The 16674-nt window shown below is 40.5% G+C and carries 12 protein-coding genes; 8 read left to right on the top strand and 4 right to left on the bottom strand.

All coding sequences use genetic code 11. The annotated features are described in order from the left end of the window. Window positions 1-222: 222 nt before the first annotated feature. Together I8752_RS13335 and I8752_RS13340 are read right to left on the bottom strand one after the other, a co-directional pair. Window positions 223-2166 carry an AAA-like domain-containing protein gene (locus tag I8752_RS13335; RefSeq protein WP_214432806.1) on the bottom strand — a complete coding sequence of 648 codons (1944 nt, stop codon included), beginning with the start codon at window positions 2164-2166 and terminating at the stop codon, window positions 223-225. Window positions 2167-2268: 102 nt separating this feature from the next. After that, a complete protein-coding gene (locus I8752_RS13340) occupies window positions 2269-2568 on the bottom strand; it encodes a DUF4347 domain-containing protein (RefSeq protein WP_214432807.1) in 300 nt (99 codons plus the stop codon). A 345-nt stretch (window positions 2569-2913) separates the two neighbouring features. Between I8752_RS13340 and I8752_RS13345 the strand changes: the two genes are divergently transcribed. Then, on the top strand, window positions 2914-3852 hold the full coding sequence (locus tag I8752_RS13345; RefSeq protein WP_214432808.1) for a 1-aminocyclopropane-1-carboxylate deaminase/D-cysteine desulfhydrase: 939 nt from the start codon (window positions 2914-2916) through the stop codon (window positions 3850-3852). A gap of 102 nt (window positions 3853-3954) precedes the next feature. On the opposite strand, the gene I8752_RS13350 is transcribed toward I8752_RS13345, so the two are convergent. Next, window positions 3955-4236, bottom strand: a complete 282-nt coding sequence (locus tag I8752_RS13350) for a hypothetical protein (RefSeq protein ID WP_214432809.1) — start codon at window positions 4234-4236, stop codon at window positions 3955-3957. 444 nt (window positions 4237-4680) lie between these two features. On the opposite strand from I8752_RS13350, the gene I8752_RS13355 reads away from it, so the two are divergent. The 4 genes from I8752_RS13355 to I8752_RS13370 all read left to right on the top strand — a co-directional run bounded on the left by I8752_RS13355 (window position 4681) and on the right by I8752_RS13370 (window position 12624). Further along, window positions 4681-6027 (top strand): erythromycin esterase family protein, encoded by a 1347-nt coding sequence (locus tag I8752_RS13355; RefSeq protein ID WP_214432810.1) that lies wholly within the window; start codon window positions 4681-4683, stop codon window positions 6025-6027. A 45-nt stretch (window positions 6028-6072) separates the two neighbouring features. After that, window positions 6073-6660 carry an HdeD family acid-resistance protein gene (locus tag I8752_RS13360; protein ID WP_214432811.1) on the top strand — a complete coding sequence of 196 codons (588 nt, stop codon included), beginning with the start codon at window positions 6073-6075 and terminating at the stop codon, window positions 6658-6660. 1240 nt (window positions 6661-7900) lie between these two features. Next, window positions 7901-9799 carry a choice-of-anchor Q domain-containing protein gene (locus tag I8752_RS38375; RefSeq protein WP_214432812.1) on the top strand — a complete coding sequence of 633 codons (1899 nt, stop codon included), beginning with the start codon at window positions 7901-7903 and terminating at the stop codon, window positions 9797-9799. A 929-nt stretch (window positions 9800-10728) separates the two neighbouring features. Continuing rightward, the gene (locus tag I8752_RS13370; protein WP_214432813.1) at window positions 10729-12624 is read left to right on the top strand and encodes a transketolase; all 1896 of its coding nucleotides are present in this window, start codon (window positions 10729-10731) and stop codon (window positions 12622-12624) included. A gap of 99 nt (window positions 12625-12723) precedes the next feature. On the opposite strand, the gene I8752_RS13375 is transcribed toward I8752_RS13370, so the two are convergent. Continuing rightward, window positions 12724-13569, bottom strand: coding sequence for a mechanosensitive ion channel family protein (locus tag I8752_RS13375; protein ID WP_214432814.1), 846 nt, complete (start codon window positions 13567-13569; stop codon window positions 12724-12726). 400 nt (window positions 13570-13969) lie between these two features. Here I8752_RS13375 and leuB point away from each other — a divergent pair, with 400 nt between their 5' ends. The 3 genes from leuB to I8752_RS13390 all read left to right on the top strand — a co-directional run bounded on the left by leuB (window position 13970) and on the right by I8752_RS13390 (window position 16322). Beyond that, on the top strand, window positions 13970-15052 hold the full coding sequence (gene leuB, locus I8752_RS13380; protein WP_214432815.1) for a 3-isopropylmalate dehydrogenase: 1083 nt from the start codon (window positions 13970-13972) through the stop codon (window positions 15050-15052). A gap of 107 nt (window positions 15053-15159) precedes the next feature. Then, window positions 15160-15432: a hypothetical protein gene (locus I8752_RS13385; protein WP_214432816.1), complete on the top strand. Its 273-nt coding sequence runs from the start codon at window positions 15160-15162 to the stop codon at window positions 15430-15432. Window positions 15433-15503: 71 nt separating this feature from the next. Further along, complete coding sequence (locus I8752_RS13390; RefSeq protein WP_214432817.1) at window positions 15504-16322, top strand: prepilin peptidase; 819 nt, start codon at window positions 15504-15506, stop codon at window positions 16320-16322. Window positions 16323-16674: the final 352 nt, after the last annotated feature.

Genomic DNA, 16674 nt, shown 5'->3' on the forward strand with positions numbered 1-16674 from the left:
CAGCAACAATCAACATCTCAGGAGAGTTTTCATCACTAGGTGTGGGGTGTGGGGTGTAGGGGAAGAGATAGCCCCAACCACCCTTGGGATACATACAATACTAAGCTTTTAAGGCAATTGCATTGGTAGGGGCTTGAACCCCTACCAATGCCGTCTTCACTATACGCAACACCCTACCCCCTAGCCCCTATTTTTAACTCAGCACTCAGCACTTAGAAAAGCTTACTTTTCTTCAGTTAAAACTGAGTTCGACAAGTAATAGCATTCCTTTATTTTCGACTGTAAAAGTGCTTCTTCAGCAGCAACAATCAACATCTCAGGAGAGTTTTCATCACTAGGTTTTGTAGTTGCAATTCCTAAATAAACCTTGAAAACAGGCTCAGGAAACTCATTAAACTGAGAATGAGCGTGAGCTATTGCTAATGTTTTAACCCGTTGACGAATATTTTCTGCAAGTCCAATAGCCATATCAGCGTTCGCTTGTGGCAAGATAGCAGCAAACTTTGTCTGTTCGTAATGTGCTATGAGAGCAGCCTGATGTTTTAGACAGTTGCGGATAGTGCTGCCAACGCGTTGCAAAATATTAAAACTGCGATCGCTGTACTCTTTCAAATACTCAATTTCACACACAATTAGAGATAGCGGTACAGCTGATGTTTGCCATTGTAGCCACTCCATTTCTAGATATTGCTTAAAGTATTGTAAATTAATAAAATGACGCAGTGCATCAGTTTTATCTATCAGCGAGTCTTTTGGTTTTTGTACTAACTGACTGTCAAAAATATTAGTACTATTTTGCTTTCTCAGTTGTTGGTGAAAATAAAGACGATATAACTCGCAACTGACACGGGCTTGATTGCCATCTAGTTGCACTAAACCCATACTTTCTAACTTGTAAGCGGCAATTGCATCTAGTTCTACTCTCTCATCTTCCGCAATTACTTGTTGCATTGCTGACATTGATTGCGGTTCTTTTTGCAGTAGCGCCAACAAATCTCGTAGATGCTGACTATAAATACCTGTTGGTGTGGATGCTGTTTGTAATAACTCTTCCAAGGTCATTTTCTCTTGACACAGATGATAGAGTGCGAGGTTCGCCAAATAGGGATGCCCTCCAATCATTGCTTGTAGAGATGCTAGCCGTTGCGCTCCTTGTGTATTTGCCGCCCAATCAAGTCCGTAGCGCTGCGCCAGATTCTGTACTTGCTCTAAGGTAAACGGAGGTAAAGATACAGTTATCCCCACGTTGAACGGAGATTGGTTGAGTTTGAGCGGAACATAAATTTCTGTGGTGTGAACTACTACAATCCGCAGTTTTCGCCAAGTCCGATCTTGCTTTGCCTGTTCGTGCCAAAATCGCAGCATTGGCAAGAAGTCTTGGGCAATATTAGGATGTTCAAAAATTCGATTGACTTCATTCAAAGCCAAAACTATGGGATTCTCATCAACGTATTGCAATAAATACGCCTCAAAGTAAATTTTGCAGCTAACCTTGCTGCCCATCTCTGCATCCCAAAAATCATCCAGACAGGGAAGAAGGTTTAACTGCCTGCTAACATTGACGCAGAACCAACGCAAGAATTTATCTAGCGAAGCAAAAACGTCTCGATCGGCTTCTTGAAAGTCTATATATACAGTTTGACAACCCTGCTCGTTAGCATGAGCAATCATCCGGTTAAGCAGCGAACTTTTCCCCATCTTTTTCGGTGCTTTGATCCGCAGCAAGCAACCAGGTTGCATTATTTCGCTACAAATCAGTTCTTCCAAAGGAGGCCTATTGATGTAAAAAGGAGAATCTAGAAGTACGGGACCGCTAGGAAAGTCCATTTTATTAGCTAAGATTGAGTATAGAAAAACACTTTCAGGTTTGAATTCTTCTAGAGGTTCCTGTTGAGGTTTATATTTTTGTTGCTCTGCACTGTCTTGATAATATCGATCGAGGACTAAATGCAGGTTTTTTTTCGTAACTCTTTTTCCCAGTGCTTCAGACAAATCGTGCCACAACTGAGAGCCGACTTCTTTGAAGTATTCACTACGGTAGCCCGAACCATCCGCCATCTCACCATATGTTCTGCCCAACCAAGACTGATGAAGTACAAACCGTTGAATGTGCCCAAAAGACCTGTTTTGCAGAATTTGTTCTACAGCTTTTAGAAGTTGCTCCACAATTGGTAAAACTTAAATAATAAGTAGATTTACGTATCTTTAGACTGTTTAGTAATAATATACAATTAAAAAAATATTTACACAAAGAAAAATAAATACGGTTTAGAGAGCTATTTTACAGATAATTGTAAGGGCGAACGTAACAGCGCCCCTACTTGTGTACTTCATTGTGCTGAGGCTCAGTTGACTATTACCCAGGTAGAGGCAACCAGGAGAACCATGAGAAACAATATGGACACTTTCAACTCTGCGATGCGACAGTACTTGAGTGATTTGCTCTACTCCATCCCGACTTGAGTCAAGAACAACTGCTTCAGTTCCTGATACAACAGCTTCAAGTAATATTTCGTAGTCACTTACAGAAGCGTCAAAGAAAATAATGCTTGCAGTTTTGATATTCATCTGATTAAGATTATGGGTTAGAGTTTTGAGTTTTAATTGTTGTTAAAACCCTTGAATCCAATGTTGGAGATTAGACAAAATAACTGAATTATTCTCTATCGAGTAGTTGTTTTTTGAACAATTAAGCTTGATTTATTAGCTCGAACTAACTACATAGGGGTAAAAAAATTACAAATTTTCTCCTAGGACTATTCTGCTGATATCAAGCATTATTTCCATCGATAAATTTTCTGAAATATTATCAAGATGTTATAAAGACATTATTATATTAAATATATATTTTTATACTTTACTTAGGTTAGAGCGATCGCGCAACAATCGTGTGTTTTAGCTTATGATTTCCTCATGTCGCCAATCTTTTTACCTGCTCCTACACAAGAAATCAACAGCAAAATAGCCCGCTGCGCGGGTGTTGATTTGTATGTGCTACGCCTCGACCTCATGCACCCGTGGGTTAATGGTAATAAGTGGTTCAAGCTGAAGTACAACCTTTTGGAAGCCCAGCAGAACAATTTCACAACGCTGCTTACCTTTGGTGGTGCTTATTCCAACCACATCTATGCAACTGCCGCAGCTGGCAATCTTTTTGGATTCCGCACTATTGGTGTAATTCGCGGGGAGGAAAGCCTGCCGTTAAATCCTACATTGCGTTTTGCCGTACAACAAGGTATGCAGCTTGTATACCTCGATCGCAAGATGTACCGTCAAAGAAACACAACAGATTTACATGAATATCTGCAACAACGTTTCGGTGAAGTATTTATTATTCCTGAAGGTGGCAGCAACCTCAACGGCGTGCGCGGTTGCATGGAAATAGTTGGCGGCGAAGCGATCGCATTTGATTATATCTGCGTAGCTTGTGGTACGAGTACTACATTGGCTGGCATCGCACTTTCATTGCGTAAACAGCAGCGAATACTCGGTTTTCCCGTACTGAAAGATGGAGCATTTCTCGCCGAAGAAATCAACAGCTTGTTAAAAAATTATCACGCTAGTGGTTTGCCCTTACCACCCAATTCTCTGGCATCTTGGGAATTAATGTGTGATTACCATGGCGGCGGCTATGCAAAGGTGAACGACGAACTGTTACTGTTCAAACAGCAATTCAGCCAGGAACATGACATACCTTTAGATTACGTATATACCGCTAAAATGTTTTATGGAGTGATGGATTTGCTACATAAAGGTTTTTTCCACAAAGGCGATCGCCTTCTACTCATCCACACAGGAGGCTTGCAGGGCAATCTCGGCATCGAAGAACGATTGAAGAAAGTACTGAGTTAAAAGTTAGTTGTCAGTTGTCAGTTGTCAGTGGTCAAGAATTATCATTCTCTCCTCTGCCTCCCCTGCTTCCCTGCTCCTCCCGCTCTCTTCTTCCCAGTTCCTTCACTGCGTTTCTGATTGTTGAGCATCTTCGACTGGACTAGCTATTGTAAAAGAAATAGATTTAGGGGATTGAGTTGGTGAATCTAACAAGGACTGTTCGGGTGATGTATCGATAGTTGCATCACTGAAATAAGAGCCAATAATCTTGTCATAATTAGAAGCAACAGCTAAAAAAGCCCCTCCTAAAATATAGATAGGTAATGGCAGATTAAATTCTTGTAACCAGTCAAATAACTCTGCCAAGGCAAACAATACTAGAAAGCAGGCAAGCCAAACCCTCATTTTTTTATCCCCCGCGTGCAAGCGACTCTAATAATAGGTTAGATAGCTTGCATCATAATTGGTGTTCACTTTAGCTCATTTAACCACAATTTTTCGGAAGGACTGATATTGTACTTGGGTTTGAGGAAGATCGGCAAAGATGAGGAAAGATTTGCAGTCAGTTATCCCTACTCTGCAAATTAGCTCCTCCTTTGGAGAGAGATAGATGTTTAGCATCTGCATCATTAGCCAGATGGAAGAGGCGTTTGAGATTTTTAAGCTGAGTTTAGCAAGCTACGAATCTATCAGATAGAAGAAAACCCGATCGCTATTAACAAAGCAGACATTATAGCCACAAATTATTTTTCGTTCAACCTCTAGTTTCCTGCTTATCTTTAGCATACTTGTGGAATCGTATGAAACAAATTTTGCAACCCATAAAGTGTTTTGCAACAGTTAATTTTTATGCTTGATGCAACTATAATCAACCTAGCTGATGCGGTACGTAAGTCTGTATACCAACTGACAGGTGCGATCGCAGATTACGACCCTTTGATGAACTTAATCGGTAATGCACGTTTTGCTTTGATTGGCGAAGCTTCTCACGGTACTCATGAGTTCTATAAACAACGCGCTGAAATTACCAAACGGCTAATTCAAGAGAAAGGGTTTACAGTTGTAGCAATTGAAGCAGACTGGCCAGATGCCTACCGTGTCAATCGCTATGTACGGGGTGCAAATGACGACTTAACGCCTACAGAAGCGCTCTCAAGTTTCCAATACTTTCCTGACTGGATGTGGCGCAACACAGATATTCTAAATTTTGTCACTTGGTTGCGGGAATATAATGACGCTCTACCCGAAAATGCCATTAAAGTCGGCTTTTATGGGCTAGACCTGTATAGTATGTACACTTCTATAGAAGCAGTTCTCAATTATCTAGATAAAATTGACCCCGAAGCTGCCCAACGTGCCCGTTATCGCTACTCTTGTTTTGAGCATTTTGGCGAGGATACTCAGACCTATGGGTACATTACTAGTTTTGAACTTACCAAATCCTGTGAGGAAGAGGTAGTAAATCAACTACGGGAACTAGAACAACGGATTGCCGAGTACGCCCAAAAAGATAGTCGGATAAAGGCAGATGAATTGTTTTTTATTGAGCAAAATGCCCGACTGGTGAAGAATGCCGAAGCCTACTACCGCAATATGTTTACAAATCGAGAGTCATCATGGAATATTCGCGATCGCCACATGGCAGAAACTCTAGAACAACTAGTTAACTATCTAGATCGACAAGGTCAACAAACTAAAGTTGTTGTTTGGGAACACAACTCTCATATAGGAGATGCACGAGCAACTGATATGGGAACCCTGGGTGAGGTGAATGTTGGTCAATTGGTGCGCGAACGTTATGGGAGTGACTCGGTGTCGATCGGCTTTACTACTTATACAGGTACAGTTACCGCTGCTTCTAATTGGGGGGGAACTACCGAATTAAAGCAAGTTCATTCTGCCCTACCAGAAAGTTACGAAGCTTTATTTCATCAGGTTGGATTGCCCCAGTTTTTGTTAGTTCTACAAGATGATAATCCCGCAATTGGTAATCTGCGGCAACCGCGGCTGGAAAGGGCAATCGGTGTAATTTATCAACCAGAAACGGAGCGTATCAGTCATTACTTTTATGCCCGTCTCCCCGAACAATTTGACGCAGTAATCCACATTGATGACACCAAAGGAGTACAACCCCTAGATCGCACTGCTGACTCACAAATCAATGAACCACCAGAGACTTTTCCTTTTGCCGTCTAATTCCATCATCAGGCTGAGTGAGCTAGTCCAATAAGTACTCAAACTATGAGACAAAATCTTGATGCTATCAGAATGGGAACCCGCTTGGCTCGAAATTGGTGGATAGTTGCATTACGAGGCGCGATCGCTGTTGTCTTTGGTTTAGTCGCACTATTCTTGCCTGCAATTACCTTAACAGCATTGGTTTTTCTCTTTGCTGCTTTCGTATTGATAGGTGGAATTTTATTAGCGATCGCAGCGTTCAGAGACGAGCTGAATAATGTCTGCGGATGGTTACTGTTATTGGAAGGAGAAATTGGTATTGCAGTGGGAGTCTTAGCTTTCATTTGGCCGGGTATTGCTGCATTAGTGTTGCTTGACTTTATCGCAGCTTGGGCAATTGCAACTGGCATCTTCGAGATTCTAACAGCGATTCAGGTGCGAAAACAAATCGAGAATGAGTGGTTACTAGCATTAGCTGGTACTGCATCGCTACTCTTCGGCGTACTGCTGATAATTTGGCCTGTTGCTGGGGCATTCGCAATTCTGCGGATTATTGCTGTCTATACAATTATTTTCGGTTTTCTTCTCTTGATTCTTGCCTTTCGACTACGTATTTGGTGGATTAAACACAAACTTTTTAAGGGGAACTAGGAGACAAAGAATAGATAAAACTTTTCATTTCTATTCTTCAATATTGTTTTCTTGAAACTGTTTCAGTACAAAACTTCCATTTTAATTAAACGATACCAATCTCATAAGACTAACACATTTAATAAATCGAAAAATTTGACTAGAAAAGTAAGACTTTCGGATTTTGTAGTCGGTAACACTTTTTATCAAGGAATTTTTTTTACCCCAAAGCAATTAATGATTACGATTACTTATAAGTGGATAGCTTTTTATTTGTTATTTTTGAATAATCCTATATAAAAGTATTATTGTTTTTTATATTGTATATTTAATTTCTTTATACAAAGATGGGTTAAGGTAATAAAAAAAACATGTACTCTAATTAAAATCCGAAGAATGATTGAAAGTTTGTAGTAATTAAAGTCAAAACTAATACTAATATTTTTGACAATAGAGTACTTTATTATTTGCTATTGTGCTTTTATCTAAATTCTTTTGTTTGTATTACGAATTGAGTACTATTTTATTTAAAAAATAGTAAGTATTAAATAATACTAATTGCTATTTGGTTCTTGATATTATCTACAAAATAATTTTAAAGTTAATTTTAATACATATTAAATAAATAAATTGCATATTTTTACTTATACAAAAATCATAAAATTTCTATTTAAACAATCTCAAGAATAGGAAAAATAATTCTCAACATAAATATTAAATAATTTTTTAAAGCTGACCTATATCTTTTATAAATATAAATTCAATGTAGATACATTACCTGTAATTCCTGTCCACATTGAGTTAATTCAATTAAATGTAGGCTAATAAAAAATCAGATGAAATATTTTTTGTTGAGATATACATATTTTGCATTTTGGCAAGAGCGCTTATAGCTAATTGACATTAAGTTTAATTTATGCGTGACCAAAAACAGGAAATATTTTAACTTTTGGTTTGGGAAACAGCTTGTAATAGAAAGACTTAAAAGAAGCAAGAAGTGTTCCTTCATCTAATCTTTACTGATTGCAATAAATCAAAAGTATGAGAAGATGCTTGGTTAAAAATTAGGAGGTTTAGCTCTTTCGCTCAAATTAAGTAGATTCACGGTGAGATTTTCATGTTCACAAGTTTATAAAAAGGCAAACTAGAGTGTTCTGAATTCCATTATCTGAACGATGGTTCGACTGTTTCTAAATCACAACAAAAGTGATTTTGTCCAAAATGTCTATCTGAAACCTTGAATTAAAAAGGAATTCAAAGCATGGCTACTATTAGCGTTACTACTACTGCTGACAGCGGAACAGGTTCTTTAAGAGAGGCGATCGCCTCTGCTAAAAGCGGAGATACTATCGAGTTTGCTTCCACACTGGCTAACAAGACAATCAAACTTACCAGTGGTGAAATTGTAATTACCAAGGATCTGACGATTGATGGAGCAGGAGCAGCAAATTTAAAGATTAGTGGTAACAATGCCACAAAAATATTTACTGTAGAACGACAAATCAATGCCACGTTGAAGAACCTGACTATTGCCGACGGTCAGACAGCCGGAAAAGGTGGTGCGATTCAAGTCTATGACTACGGCAGTATCACTGTTGATAACTGTGAATTCAATAACAATAGTGGTGGTACAGGTGGAGCCATCTTCCTTGGCTATGGTGGTCGTTCCACCATTGATAACAGTAGCTTTGATGGGAACGATGGTACTTCTGCAAACTCTGGTTGGAGTGGTGGAGCGATCGCCACAGCTGGTGCTGGTAACCTCGTTGTTAAAGACTCCATATTTACAGACAACAAAGGGGTCAATGGTGGTGCGATTTATAGCTTGCTAGGCACATTGACTGTAGAGAACTCGGTCTTTGAAGGCAACAGTTCAGCAGGTGGTATGGGTGGTGGTGCAATCTTCACTGATGGAGCAAACCCCGTAGGTTCTGGTTCTCCAGTAGGAGGTACGATTACCATCCGTGGTAGTCGTTTTGAAGATAACCATACCAAAGGCGAAGGCGGCGCTCTCTTTCTCTATGGCTACGGTACAGACAAAATCGTGGTTGAAGACAGCACTATAGTCGGCAATAGTGCAAGTTACAACGCTCAAGGAGTATCACGAGGAGGAGGAGTACGAGCTACCAGCGATCTCACTATCAAGAACGTCACTATTGCTAACAATACTGCCGAAAAGCAAGGAGGAGGTTTGTGGATAGATAGAAACTCCAAAGTCGATATCATCAACAGTACTTTCTCCGGCAACAAAGTGACTAAAGATGCGGGTGGAGCAATGTTTATTGACACCGCTTCTACCTCCCCCGTCAATATTGTCAATTCCACCATCGTTAACAATTCTGCGGGACGGGCCGCTGGGGCAATTATGTTCGGTGGTGATAAGAATATAACCCTCACTAACTCGATTGTTGCTTACAATACGGCAGGCGATCGCTACCAACAGCAAGTCGCATTTTCCCTCAAAGATGGCGGTGGCAACATTGAATATCCTGCCCCTGCCTATAGCGGTCGCCGAGTTGTCGCAGGCAGTCAGATTGTTGACCCTCATCTTGATGAACTGCAAGACATTGGAGGGATTTTAGTGCATCCTCTAGAATCAGATAGCCCTGCTATTGATGCTGGTGTGACTGGTAGTAATGTACCAACTGTCGATGAAGGTGGGGTCAAGCGAGACACTCAACCTGATATAGGTGCTTACGAAGTTGTTACCAATAGATCTAGTTCATCAGATTCGAGTGGCGAAACAGCTCGGTCTAGTAATTCCTGGTATGGTACTAAAGGTAACGATACTTTGATTGGTGATAATGGTAACAATATCTTGCTTGGTGGCTATGGTAACGATACCTTGATTGGTGGCAACGGCAAGGATGTTTTGATTGGAGGGCCAGGTAATGAGACATTTCTCTACCGCAGCCTTTCAGAAAAAGGCGATCTGATCGTCGGTTTTGACTCTGCAAAAGAAGTGATTGACCTGAGCAGAATTTTCGATACTCTTGGATTGGTCAGCGCTAATCCCTTCAAGGACTACATACAATTAGGCCAAGTTGGCAGTAATACAATTGTTAAAATTGACATAAGCGGTGATAACGATTTTGAAAGTTTTCTGACACTGAAAAACGTCAAAGTTAGTAGTTTAGATAGCGGTAATTTCATTGTGTAAGACTAGTACTACTCTTACGAATTCAAAATTCAAAATGAATACGGTATAAGTATATCAAAAGCGATCGCCTGAAAATTATGGGCGATCGCTGTTTTCAGTTGATTGTCAACTGTCAAAAATTACTAACAAATAACCTAGATGAATTCATTTGTTGAAATTCCTATTACGAAATGGAAATTAGCTTTTAGTAAGAGCTAAATTCCTAACAAAAAACTTTTAATTATTTACCCCAACCTACTTAGGTCAAATTTTTATTTCCCTTATTCTCAGAATTTTTTTTAATATTAAATTTGTCCTTATTTCATCAATCTCTCCAAATAAATAATTAATAATCCTGACTACATCAGACTTTCAGGTAAAATAGATAATTATCGCCATAATATTAGAAAATAAAGATTTAAACCCAGTCTCTGTCTCTTTTTTCAAATTTAGCTAAGATTTTTATTTGAGCAGAGTCATAGAAGAGCGCTATAGCAATCCCAAATGAGTTGTGAAAATACTCGCTCAGGCAATAAACAAACAACAAGTCACAAAGAATCAGAAAGAAGGATGTACAAATGTACTTTTTTCACAAATGAAACTAGGACTGCCATAGCACAATAAACTTTATATACCCTGAGAGATAAAAGATAATTATTCCATTAGAAAGAAGTAGTTATTTTTCCTGCTCTCTAAAGTAAACCTAGGAAGAGTTACATCAATCTATGACCGAGTATAGTTTATTAATTTTAGTTTGAAAAATAACAACACATCATTAAAGTCAAACTTAATTAAATCATAATTAGTGAAAAGAGATAATTGTGTCTTTTAAGTTAAGCATATTGGCGATAAATTTACATAAAAAAGCAAAATAAGCTAAAAAAGAGCGATTAGACAAAGAATCTATCGAGTATCATCAATCCCTTTGATTCTTATACAGGAAAACTATTATGAACGCACAGGAGCAACTGCACCAATGGCATGAACTAGCACAACAGTTGCGTGTTGATAGCATTCGCGCTACAACCGTTGCAGGTTCTGGTCATCCTACTTCCTCGATGTCCCCAGCTGACCTGATGGCAGTATTACTATCGAAATATCTCCGTTACGACTTTGATAATCTACATAATCCTAATAACGATCGCTTCATCCTCTCTAAAGGACACGCTGCACCATTGCTTTATGCCATGTACAAAGCTGCGGGGGTCATCTCAGACGAGGATTTGCTATCGTTACGAAAATTAGGCAGTCGTTTAGAGGGTCATCCCACACCAGTTATACCTTGGGTTGATGTAGCGACTGGCTCCTTAGGACAAGGATTGCCGATTGCTGTAGGAATAGCTCTGGCAGGTAAATATCTAGATCAACTCCCCTACCATGTGTGGACGTTATTGGGTGATAGTGAAACATCTGAAGGATCGATTTGGGAAGCTTTCGATCGCGCCTCGCACTATACCTTAGACAATCTGATTGCGATTATCGATGTCAATAGATTAGGGCAGCGGGGTCAAACAGAACTAGGTTGGAACACACAAGCCTATGCCACACGAGCCAGAGCCTTTGGTTGGCAAGCGATTGAAATAGATGGACATAACTTGACAGAAATTGAGCAAGCATTTAGCGTGGCTTTAACCATCAACGATCGCCCTACAGTAATTATTGCTCGGACAAAGAAAGGTAAAGGTGTAGCTGCTTTGGAGGATTTGGGCGGTTGGCATGGTAAAGCACTAAAAGCCGAACAAGAGAAACAAGCGATCGCAGAATTAGGCGGCGAACGCCACATCAAAATTCAGGTAAACAAACCTGAAGAACAAAGTCAACCAGTTTCTCTAGGTAAAGCTCAACCACTGCAACTTCCCGCGTATGATAAAGGTGCAAAAGTAGCAACACGTCGAGCGTATGGTGATGCCCTACTAGCTTTAGGAGCCGCTCAACCGGATGTGGTTGTTCTCGATGCCGAGGTCAGTAATTCCACTTATGCCGAAGATTTTGCCGAAGCTTATCCCGAACGCTACTTTGAGATGTATATTGCTGAACAGCAAATGGTAGCCGCTGCCGTAGGCTTGCAAGTACGAAAATATAAACCTTTTGCTTCCACCTTCGCCGCTTTTTTGACTCGTGCCTATGACTTTATCAGGATGGCTGCTGTCTCCCGTGCCAATATTAAATTAGTGGGTTCTCATGCTGGCGTATCTATAGGTCAGGATGGCCCTTCGCAGATGGGATTGGAGGATTTAGCAGCTTTTAGGGCAGTGTGTAATAGCACCGTACTTTATCCTAGCGATGCCAATCAGACTGCAAAAATAGTAGCTCAAATGAGCGATCGCCCTGGAGTAGTCTATCTCCGCACCACAAGAGAAAGCACTCCAGTCATCTATAGTTCTGATGAAAAGTTTCCCATTGGTGGCAGTAAAGTAGTCCAAAGTTCCGATCGAGACCAAGCTACTGTGATTGGTGCAGGTATTACTCTGCATGAAGCCCTCAAAGCTTATGACCGCTTGAAAAATGAAGGCATCATAATACGCGTTATAGATGTATACTCTGTCAAACCTATTGACGTACAGACGCTGCATCAGGCTGCACGCGATACAAAGGGTAATTTAATAGTTGTTGAAGACCACTGGCTAGAAGGCGGGTTAGGTGCAGCCGTACTCGATGCTTTCGCTGGTACTAGCAATACTCCTATCTATGATGGGCTGCAACTGCGGCTAATTAAGCTGGCAGTAAGTGATATGCCAAGTTCGGGAACACCAGAAGAACTACTTCATGCCGCCAAAATAGACGCAGATGCCATTGTCGAAGCAGTCAAATCGCAAGTGAAACAGTTAGTAGGGGCATCAGGTTGAACACAATCTGAAGTATCTGCCTTAGCTATTTTACTAACATGTGTTTTTGTTGCTGACAAAATATTTGCAAATGAAATCTAACTGTTTTGTAGCATTGATTTACCCTAATGGTGAGACAAAGGCATTAACTTCTGGGTTAGACGAACCGCGAACTGTATAGCGATGTTCTGGTGCAGGATATCCAGCCTCACCAAAGGTTTCGCGTATGGCTTTATTAGTATCAAAATAGACTTGCCAGTAATGCTCGTTACTTGTATAGGGACGAACTGCTAGTACGGGGCCTGCCAAATTAAAGTCCAGAATTTCTATATCTGGTGCTGGACTTGAAAGAACATGAGGAATTTGGCTAATTTTTGCTTTCAAAAGTGCGATCGCTTCGTTATGCTCAACATCTTGATGGAGTTGGGCAAGCAGATCGACACGACGGTAAGGATTTGCAGAAAAATTCTGGATATTATCAGAAAAAATTTTGTTGTTTGCAACAATCGTCAACACGTTATCAGGCGTATTGATATTACTAGTAAAGAGGCCAATTTCTACAACAGTACCTGTAACGCCTGCTGCTGTTATAAAGTCACCAACTTTAAATGGGCGAAAAATGATTAAAAATGCACCTGCTGCAAAGTTAGCCAATAATCCACCCCATGCTGCACCAATTGCAACGCCTGCTGCTGCTAGCAATGCCGCAAAAGAAGTTGTTTCAACACCGAAAAAGCCAAGAACGGCAACTATTAGAACAATTCTCAGCGTTACACCAATGATATTTAGAATATAGTTGATGATTGTCGGCTCAACTTTTTGGTTTCTGAAAGCGCGCCGCAATAGCTTCAATCCAAAGTCAATCAAACGTTGAGCGACAAGCCACAGAACGATCGCGCCTACAAGCTTAAGTCCAAACTGAGTTAAAAGTTGAATAGCGACTTGGCTAATTTCATTGAATTTCATAATTTTTTTGTCTGCATGTTATGAAATACAATAAAACATACAGGTAATCAAATTTAAAACGCAGATAAATTCTTTATTTTTTAATTTTTATCGTAATACTATTAAACATTCATTAATTAAATTGAGAAACTAGTTGTGTATAAAAGGCTTCATTTCATATTTATCAATGCCAAACACTATTAAAGCTATACCGTTCTACTCATAACGAATGAACTGTTTCAACATTTAGTTAAGGTAAGTAATAACTAATACCTTCTTTGCTAACAAAGAAATTTTTTCTGCGTGTGGTTATCGAAAGGACAATTGGGCAACAAATATCTAAACAAATTAAAAAATCCATAAGTACATGTTGCTCGGTATGATATTTAATCTGCAAGCATTTACCTAGTGAACACCAGCTATGACCCAGAACTACCGCATTACCCTACTCCCCGGCGATGGCATTGGCCCCGAAATTATGACAGTAGCGGTAGAAGTGTTGAAAGTCGTAGGGAAACAATTCGATCTTGCGTTTGAATTCCAAGAAGCTTTGATTGGCGGTGCGGCAATTGACGCGACTGGCGAACCCCTACCCGCCGCTACTTTAGATACCTGCCGCAACAGTGATGCTGTATTACTCGCAGCCATTGGCGGCTATAAATGGGACTCTCTACCATCCAATTTACGCCCGGAAGCAGGTTTATTGGGACTGCGAGCGGGGTTAGAATTATTTGCCAATTTACGCCCAGCCCAAATTTTGCCGCAGCTAATTGATGCCTCGACTTTGAAACGCGAAGTCGTGGAAGGCGTAGATATTATGGTGGTACGCGAACTTACGGGTGGGATTTACTTTGGCAAACCTAAAGGAATTTTTGCCACTGACACTGGTGAAAAACGCGGTGTCAATACAATGGTTTACACAGAATCAGAAATAGACCGTATTGGTAAAGTAGCGTTTGAGGCGGCGCGAAAACGTAAAGGCAAACTTTGTTCGGTGGATAAGGCGAATGTATTAGAAGTATCTCAGTTGTGGCGCGATCGCATCACCAAACTCTCCGAAGAATATCCAGATGTAGAACTATCTCATCTGTATGTTGATAACGCGGCGATGCAGTTGGTACGCGCTCCTAAGCAGTTCGATACTATTGTTACGGGCAATTTGTTTGGCGATATTCTCTCTGATGCTGCTGCTATGCTCACTGGTAGCATTGGTATGTTGCCTTCTGCTAGTTTAGGTGCTTCTGGCCCTGGCGTATTTGAACCCGTCCACGGTTCCGCCCCAGATATTGCCGGACAGGATAAAGCAAATCCTTTAGCCCAAGTTTTGAGTGCAGCGATGATGTTACGTTACGGTTTAGACCAGCCCAAGGCAGCAGACCGCATCGAACAAGCCGTACTCCAAGTTTTAGAACAAGGCGATCGCACAGGTGATATTATATCTGAAGGCAAAAATCTCCTGGGATGCCGTGCTATGGGTCATGCGCTCATTCAGGCTCTTGAATAAAAATAATTTCTAGTTTACCTAACCAATTTCCTAGGCAATTTGGCAGCCTTTACTGAAAGTTTCAGATAAACTAGAGAGAAATCTAGCAATCATATAAGCGGTCGATAGTGTACGCATTACGACAAGAACAAACAAACTATACTGCCTCAAGTACTGCCTCCAGGAAACAACCTCCTTTGGTCGATCCTGCGGTGATTAGAGCTGCTGGGCAGATTTACTATACCCACTGTGAGGTACATCCTGAAATAGTTGGGCAGCCTTCAGGAGTAGCAATTAATCGCGTTACTCATCGGGGTAAAGTGATTTTTACTAACCAACCAGTCCTTTTACCACAAGAATGTTTTGTACCGTTGAGCCAAATTGAATCGTATATGTATTAGTCACTGGTCAGTAGTCAGTAGTTAGTGGCAAAACATAAGTAGCAAACAACTAACAACTGACAAATGACTATATGGACATTTTGATCGTCATCCCGGCGAGTATCATTGTTTTCGCCTTGGGTGCATCTATTGGCAGCTTTATCAATGTTGTAGTTTATCGGCTACCAGCTAGGTTGTCGATTCTTTGGCCGCCTTCCCGCTGTCCCCATTGCTTAAACCAGCTCAAGGCTTACGATAATGTCCCAGTGCTGGGATGGGTATGGTTACGAGGGCGATGCCGATACTGCAAAAATAAAATTTCTGTCCGTTATCCTGTGGTAGAAGCGGTAACAGCGATTATCTTTGTAATCATTTTTTGGTTATTTAAAGTTTCAATTCTTACAGTAGGTTACTGGGCTTTTTGTAGCTGGTTATTAGCACTATCGCTGATTGACTTAGATACCATGACCTTACCCAATGCACTTACTCAGTCGGGTTTGGTACTAGGGATAGTTTTTCAAATGACAGTTGGTTTTCTATCAGACGCTAGCTGGGTGGGATTAGTACGTCACCTGATGATGGGGATCGTGGGAGCTGTATTAGGCTTATGGCTATTTGAAGCGATCGCCATTGCTAGTAAAGTATTTTATAAAGACGCAATGGGCGCAGGTGATGCCAAATTAGCAGCCATGATGGGCGCTTGGTTGGGTTGGAGATATTTGCTTTTAGCTGGTTTTGTTGCCTGTGCAGCGGGAGCATTGGTAGGTATTGGCGCGATCGTACTGTCGCAACGAAAATGGGGTCAAAAGATACCTTTTGGCCCGTTTCTGGCTTTAGGAGCAATAATTACTGTGTTTGGCGGCGAAGCAATTTTATCTGCCTATCTGCGGTTGTTTTTTCCAGTGAGTTGAACATCGCAAGACAAAAACGAAATTAAAAATTGAAAATCAAATTTGATGTTTGAGATGTTTCGTCTTTGTTATTTCATCAGTTCATCATTAGAAAGCTTCATTCTCCTTGACTGTAGCTGGTATTACGCCACTGGCTCTTCAGAGTTTGGTAATATCAACCTGTGACTTGTATTACCCTCTCATGAAGAGTCACCGTTGGTAAGCAACTAATTGTAAAAAAAGTCTAAAGTTTGGAGGATGAAAGATAAACAAACAGTATAAGCTCTTAAATTCCTTATGGAGAAAAATAAAAATATGAGCCGAGGTACGTAAACCAAGGTTCAAAGTGCCTTTTCCCAACTAACTACCTTCA

The organism is Dendronalium phyllosphericum CENA369 (assembly GCF_016056275.1).
Taxonomy (GTDB): Bacteria; Cyanobacteriota; Cyanobacteriia; order Cyanobacteriales; family Nostocaceae; genus Dendronalium; species Dendronalium phyllosphericum.

Coding starts and splice junctions, on each gene's coding strand:
- I8752_RS13340 (WP_214432807.1), bottom strand. CDS start 2,568: ATGAATATCAAAACTGCAAGCATTATTTTCTTTGACGCTTCTGTAAGT.
- I8752_RS13345 (WP_214432808.1), top strand. CDS start 2,914: ATGTCGCCAATCTTTTTACCTGCTCCTACACAAGAAATCAACAGCAAA.
- I8752_RS13350 (WP_214432809.1), bottom strand. CDS start 4,236: ATGAGGGTTTGGCTTGCCTGCTTTCTAGTATTGTTTGCCTTGGCAGAG.
- I8752_RS13355 (WP_214432810.1), top strand. CDS start 4,681: ATGCTTGATGCAACTATAATCAACCTAGCTGATGCGGTACGTAAGTCT.
- I8752_RS13360 (WP_214432811.1), top strand. CDS start 6,073: ATGAGACAAAATCTTGATGCTATCAGAATGGGAACCCGCTTGGCTCGA.
- I8752_RS38375 (WP_214432812.1), top strand. CDS start 7,901: ATGGCTACTATTAGCGTTACTACTACTGCTGACAGCGGAACAGGTTCT.
- I8752_RS13370 (WP_214432813.1), top strand. CDS start 10,729: ATGAACGCACAGGAGCAACTGCACCAATGGCATGAACTAGCACAACAG.
- I8752_RS13375 (WP_214432814.1), bottom strand. CDS start 13,569: ATGAAATTCAATGAAATTAGCCAAGTCGCTATTCAACTTTTAACTCAG.
- leuB (WP_214432815.1), top strand. CDS start 13,970: ATGACCCAGAACTACCGCATTACCCTACTCCCCGGCGATGGCATTGGC.
- I8752_RS13390 (WP_214432817.1), top strand. CDS start 15,504: ATGGACATTTTGATCGTCATCCCGGCGAGTATCATTGTTTTCGCCTTG.